Source organism: Candidatus Kryptobacter tengchongensis, from assembly GCF_001458555.1.
In the GTDB taxonomy this organism is placed as follows: domain Bacteria; phylum Bacteroidota; class Ignavibacteria; order Kryptoniales; family Kryptoniaceae; genus Kryptonium; species Kryptonium tengchongense.
The window spans coordinates 1-6,661 of sequence record NZ_CZVH01000001.1 but is presented as its reverse complement, the minus strand read 5'-3'; the positions used below and the strand labels follow the sequence as shown (position 1 = coordinate 6,661).

Annotated in this window: 3 protein-coding genes; 2 read left to right on the top strand and 1 reads right to left on the bottom strand. The window is 37.3% G+C overall.

Translation table 11 applies throughout. The features are described from left to right. Positions 1 to 732: 732 nt before the first annotated feature. Positions 733 to 3,069, top strand: coding sequence for a PEGA domain-containing protein (locus tag AT685_RS00015; RefSeq protein WP_081040487.1), 2,337 nt, complete (start codon positions 733 to 735; stop codon positions 3,067 to 3,069). A gap of 54 nt (positions 3,070 to 3,123) precedes the next feature. Continuing rightward, entirely contained in the window at positions 3,124 to 3,945 is an 822-nt protein-coding gene (locus tag AT685_RS00010; RefSeq protein ID WP_072151049.1) for a cohesin domain-containing protein, read from the top strand. Positions 3,946 to 4,216: 271 nt separating this feature from the next. Here the strand turns inward: AT685_RS00010 and AT685_RS00005 are convergent. Then, positions 4,217 to 6,661: ligand-binding sensor domain-containing protein (locus tag AT685_RS00005; RefSeq protein ID WP_143713041.1), on the bottom strand; the 2,445-nt coding region annotated here is incomplete at its 5' end.

Sequence of the window (6,661 nt, the reverse complement as noted above, 5' to 3'; positions counted from 1 at the left end):
TTGAGTTCAGGGGTGATGGATTGGCAAGTGGGGTTTATTTTTACAGGCTTGAGGCTGGTGGTTTTGTGAGTGTTAAGAAGATGGTTTTGGTTAAGTGACTCACCCCTTACCCCCCTCTCTAAGCTTAGAGAGGGGAAAAGATTAACTCACCCCCTGTGTCCCCCTCTCTAAAATTAGAGAGGGGGAAGAGATTTACTCACCCCCTGCCCCCCTCTCTATAAAATTTAGAGAGGGGGAGTTGAAAAGGGGTGAGTTAAAAAAGAAGTAAAAAGATTGACTCACCCTCTTGCCCCCTCTCTATAAATAGAGAGGGGAAAATAGACTCACCCCCTACCCCCCTCTCTACAGCTGTAGAGAGGGGGAACTTAAAGGGGGTGAGTTGAAAAATTGACCCATCCCCTAACCTCTTCATCTAAAATTAGAGTGGGGGAAAATTAAAAGGAGGCGAGTTGGAAAATTGACTCACCCCCTAACCCCCTCTCTAAAATTTAGAGAGGGGGAATTGAAGCGGGTGAGTTAAAAATGATTTTTTTGAAATTTGTTTCTCACTCTTATAACTCTCTTTATGGAAGAGAAGTGAAGAAATTGACTCACCCTCTTACCCCCTCTCTATAAATAGAGAGGGGAAAATAGAGTCACCCCCTGACCCTCTCTAAAATTTAGATGAGGAGAAATGGAAGAGAGTGAGTTAAAAGTTGCTTGATAAACTGGGCTATTCTTTATAAATTTAGAATGAAGAAAACTAACAGGAGGAAAAACATGAAGATGGGATACTTTTTCCTTTTGTTGTCTCTTTTTGTAATTTCAGTTTTCTCACAGGAAAGAGGTATTGGTTTAAGGGAGATAGGGGGAACGGATTTTCAAAGTTTTTATCGTGAATCCTGGGCTATTATTATAGGGATTGATAATTATTTGAAGGCTCCAAAATTAAGATATGCTGTAAAAGATGCGAAAGGGATTGCGGATGTGTTAATTGAAAATTTCGGATTTAAGAGTGAAAATGTGATCCAGCTTTATAATGGGCAGGCAACGAAGGAAGGTATAATGAAGGCATTTGACAGGATAAGGCAACTTGCTGGGAATGATGATAGGGTTTTCGTCTTCTTTGCTGGTCATGGTATAACGATTCAACTTCCTGATGGTAGGGAAAAAGGATATATTTTACCTTATGATGGTTCGCAGAGTGAGCTTATAACGAGTGCTATATCAACAGATCAGCTAAATGAGATAAGTCAGTTGATAAGGGCAAAGCATTTATTTTTTGTCATGGATGCTTGCTATGGTGGTTTAATTTTTGCGAGGGCTCAACCTTTAAGCCCTGAAGCGGTTGAATATGTTAAGGTGATAACAACGAGGAAAGCAAGAAAAGCATTAACTGCTGGTGGTAGGGATCAAACAGTTCTTGATACAGGTCCAGGCGGGCATAGCGTTTTTACATTTTATTTTATTGATGCGCTTAAAAATATGAGTGCGGATTTAAACAGGGATGGGATGATAACGACTTATGAGTTAAACGAATATATTTCCCCAAGAGTTACTGTTGAGTCAAACAGGACACAAACGCCTGAATATGGAATTCTTGCAGGGGATATGGGAGGAGATTTTGTTTTCATACCTTCTGAGGTTTTTGCTGAAGTAGATGTTAATATAAATTCCGAGCCATTAAATGCCGAAGTGAAAGTAGATGGAAATTTGGTTGGTAAAACACCTTTGAACTTGAAATTGAAACCTGGAAGTTATTCTATTGAGATTTCAAAGTCAGGTTATGACACGAGGGTTGAGAAGATTGATGTTAGAGCAGGGACGAGGAATGCATTTAATTTTAGATTGAGTGAGTTTTTGGTAAATCTTAACATTAATTCCCTTTCAAAAAGTGGAGTTGTTTATGTTGATGGTAATATGGTTGGTCGTCTCAGAGATGGGAAACTAAATGTTAAGGTTAGACCTGGTAGAAGGGTTATAAGCGTTAGGGGTGATGAAGAGTTTGGAGAAGTTACTATAAATGTTCCCGAGGTTAAAGAGCATTCTGTTTTTGTGGATGTATCTTTGCTTTCAGGCAAGCTGGTGATTTCATCTAATGTTGATGAGGCTGATGTTTATGTTGATGGGCAAAATGTTGGAAAAGTAAAAGAATATAAGTTTGAGATGGATTTAAAGCCTGGGCGTCATATTGTTGAATTAAAGAAGGAAAGATATGAATCTGTTAAGTCGGAAGTTAATATCCCTGCAGGCTCTTCTGAAAGTATTTCTTTAAACCTTAAGAAGGCGATATTTACTGTTAATCTAAATGTTGAGCCTAAAGATGCAAAAGTTTATGCAAATGATAAATTTATTGGCTCTGGTTCATTCACAGCTGATATTGGACATGGGAAGGTTTTGTTTAGAGTTGAGAAGGAGGGATATGAAATTTTGGAAAGAGAGATAATTGTTGATAGAGATGGTTTGAATTTAGATTTTAGTTTAAAGCCTATCACAGCAAGGGTTAAGATAGAAACTGATCCAGCTGAGGCAATTATCATAGTTGATGGGAACAAAATTGGGGTTACGCCTTCAAGCTTTGAACTTGCTTATGGGTCTCATGATGTTCAATTGATAAAGTCGGGATATAAGAGCGAAAGTTTTAAAATTGATATCAGAAGAAGTGAGGTAATAAGCAAGAAAGTTAAACTTGAGGAGACAGTTGAAACGAAGGCGATGAGGATTTACAAGTCAAGATTAAATCTGAAGAATAATTTAACATATGCTGGGGTTGGAGCTACGATTGTCTCTATCGGGGTTGGAGTTGCGTTTCATATAAAGTCGGAGGAAATTTACAGTAAGTATCAATCTGCTGATGAAATTGAGGAATTTAATGAATATAAAAATGCCTATAACAAGGCTATAAATCGCAGGAATATAGCATTTGGAGTCGGTGCTGTATTTGCTGGGTTGACGATTTACAATGCTTTGAGGAAAGTAAGTTATGAAGAGATTTATCGTGAGATAAGGAGGGGCGAAGTTTCAATGGAATTGAAATTTTATGAATATGTAGGTGTTGTCCCGATGGTAAATTTCAAGTTAAAATTTTGAAAAGTAACTTGTGAATATTTTGGCTAAATTTTCAAAGTAAAAATCGTTAAAGGTATGAGGTTAAAATTTTTATTCTTAAGTTTCATCTTTTTTCTTTTTTCGTCTTGTAAAAGGGAATTTCACAATCCTCTTGATCCTGAAAGTCCCGCTTATATTCCGCCTTCAGTTGAAATTGTTAGCCCTGTTGAAAATGAGACAATTAATTCAACATCTGTGACGATATTATGGTTTGGGAATAGACCTGATGTAAATGAGTATAGATACAGGTTAATAGATTATTCTGATTGGTCTGAATGGACGAATGCGACATCTGCGACATTTGATTATCTTGATGATGTTGAGTATACATTTGAAATAGAGGTCAGGTATAGAGGGAGTACGGATGTCAGGAGGTTTTCAAGGAAATTTAAAGTTGACGCTGTCAAGGGTCCGACATTGAAGTTTTACAAGTTGAGGAATATTGTGAAACTGGGGAACGAATTTTATATTTCGGTTTGGATTGAGGATATCAATAAGTTTAAGAGCGCTGGTTTTAAGGTTGATTTTAATAAAGATGTTTTATCTTTTTTATCGCTTCAGGAGGGTGAATTTGTCTTAAGGAGTGGGCTTGGACAAGTAATTGTGCCTGATTTTTCACTTCAAAGGTTTATAGACGAAGTTAACAGCAAGGGTGAGATAGAGGTTACAACAGGTGTGTTTGGAAATACTTCAGTGGGCTCTTCTTTGAGTGGGAGCGGGGAGATAATAAAATTCAAGTTCAAGGCAAAAGAGATAGGTGAGGGTTATTTTGAATTAAAAGATGTAAATGTGCTTGATGAAGATGGTAATTCAGTGATGATTTTGCAAACGCCAAAAGCATATGTCAAAGTAAGATAACGCTTTATAAAGCGAAAATAATTGTGGAGGAAGTTATGGAAAAGTTGAAAAAGAATTTAGCAATTGTTTTGTTTGCAATTTTAATTTTCAATCTTTCATTTTCACAAAATCCAGAATGGATTAATTTTACTTATGGTAATTACATTAGGGCACTTGCGATTGAGGGGGATTATATTTGGGTTGGGACAAATGGTGGTTTAGTTAAGTTAAATATGCTAACTGGTGAGAAAGTTTATTATACTAAGGCATCGGGTCTGCCAAGTAATCAGATTTATACTATAGCCGATTCAAAATTATTTAAATCCACCTTGCTATCCCAATATATAGTATCAACCCCAACCCCTATTCCCGCAAAACTTGAAACACTTGAACTTAACCTCCAGCTTGAACCACCATCAACTGAATAAAAGAAACTTTTTAACTTAACGCTATCAACCGCGTTAAAACGGCAAATAAACTTTACAACACCAGATTGAACCCGTCTATTAGTATTTAACACCACAGGCATCCCTTTACCATGAACTTTGATTCTCAATGTATCATTCCAAGCAGTGTTGACAATTTTCAATAGACCATTATAAACTCCTCCAGATAAAGGCTTAAACATCAAAATAACATCTAAACTATCGCCAGGTTTTATAACATTAGAAGATAAAACAACGCTAAAAGGCTCTGAAATTTCTAATTTTACAATCCTTATCGTATCAATCTCACCCAAATTATAAAGTTTTAAAAACTTAATAACCGAATCACCAGCAAAAACATATCCAAAATCTATGCTATCAACAGAACTTGATAAATATGGTGGCTTTATCCCCTTACCCTTCAAAACAAGCCTGAAAACACTATCAGGAGAATTACTGTAAATAAAACCAGTATCAACATAAAACCCTGAAGAACTCGGTTTAAATGAAAAATTCAAAAAACCTGCATCTCCAGGATTTAAAACCAAGGGCAAATCACCTAAAAATCTAAATGATGTATCAGCTATACTTACACCTGTAATCATCAGTGTTCCTATCCCACGGTTCTCAACCTTTAATTTCAAACTCTTAACCTCACTCAAGTAAACTTTATCAAAATCAAGGCTATTACTATAAAAATGTGCATATGGTAATACTACTCCGCCTTCTCTATATACCGCAAGACCCTCACCTGTCCCAATCCATTTGTTCCCCTGCCTATCTATCACAATAGCATTAACCCAATTATCTGGCAGACCTGAATTTGAAGCGTTATAAACTGTCCAATTCACTCCATCAAACTTTGCTAATCCTCTCAATGTCCCAATCCATTTGTTACCCTGTCCATCTATTGATATCGCCAAAACAGTATCACTTGGCAGAACCGAATTTGACCTGTTATAAACTGTCCAATTTACTCCATTAAACTTCGCCAATCCACCTCCCCATGTCCCAACCCATTTGTTCCCCTGTCCATCTATTGATATCGCAGCAACCCAATCATGTGGCAGACCTGAATTTGAAGCGTTATAAACTGTCCAATTCACTCCATCAAACTTTGCTAATCCTCCTCCATTTGTCCCAATCCATTTGTTCCCCTGCACATCTATCGCTATAGCATAAACATAATTACTTGGCAAACCTGAATTTGATGTTTTATAAACTGTCCAACCTACCCCATCAAACTTTGCTAATCCTCCTCTCCAAGTCCCAATCCATTTGTTTCCCTGACCATCTATTGTAATAGCATAAACATAATCATCTGGCAGACCTGAATTTGAAGTGTTATAAACTGTCCAATTTACTCCATCAAACTTTGCTAATCCTCCAAATTCTGTCCCAATCCATTTGTTCTCCTGTCCATCTATCGCAATTGCATAAACATCATTATCTGGCAGACCTGAATTTGAAGTGTTATAAACAGTCCAATTTACTCCATCAAACTTTGCTAATCCTCCTCCTGTCCCAATCCATTTGTTACCCTGCCCATCTATCGCAATAGCATAAACCCAATTATCTGGCAGACCTGAATTTGAAGTGTTATAAACTGTCCAATTCATTCCATCAAACTTTGCTAATCCTCCCAATGTCCCAATCCATTTGTTCCCCTGCACATCTATCGCAATAGCCAAAACAGAATTACTTGGCAAACCTGAATTTGATCTATTATAAACTGTCCAATTTACTCCATCAAACTTTGCTAATCCTCCCCAATATGTCCCAATCCACTTGTTCCCCTGCACATCTATCGCAATAGCATAAACCCAATTATCTGGCAGACCTGAATTTGATGTTCTATAAACTGTCCAACCTGCTCCATCAAACTTTGCTAAACCTCCTCCAAGTGTCCCAATCCATTTGTTCCCCTGCCCATCTATCACAATAGCACGAACACGATCATCTGGCAGACCTGAATTTGATGTTCTATAAACTGTCCAATCTACTCCATCAAACTTTGCTAATCCTCCTCCACCTGTCCCAATCCATTTGTTACCCTGCATATCTATCGCAATTGCACGAACATAATTACTTGGCAGACCTGAATTTGAAGTGTTATAAACTGTCCAATTTACACCATCAAACTTTGCTAATCCTCCCCAAGTCCCAATCCATTTGTTCCCCTGACCATCTATTGTAATAGCATAAACATAATCATCTGGCAGACCTGAATTTGAAGTGTTATAAACTGTCCAATTTACTCCATCAAACTTTGCTAATCCTCCAAATTCTGTCCCAATCCATTTGTTCTCCTG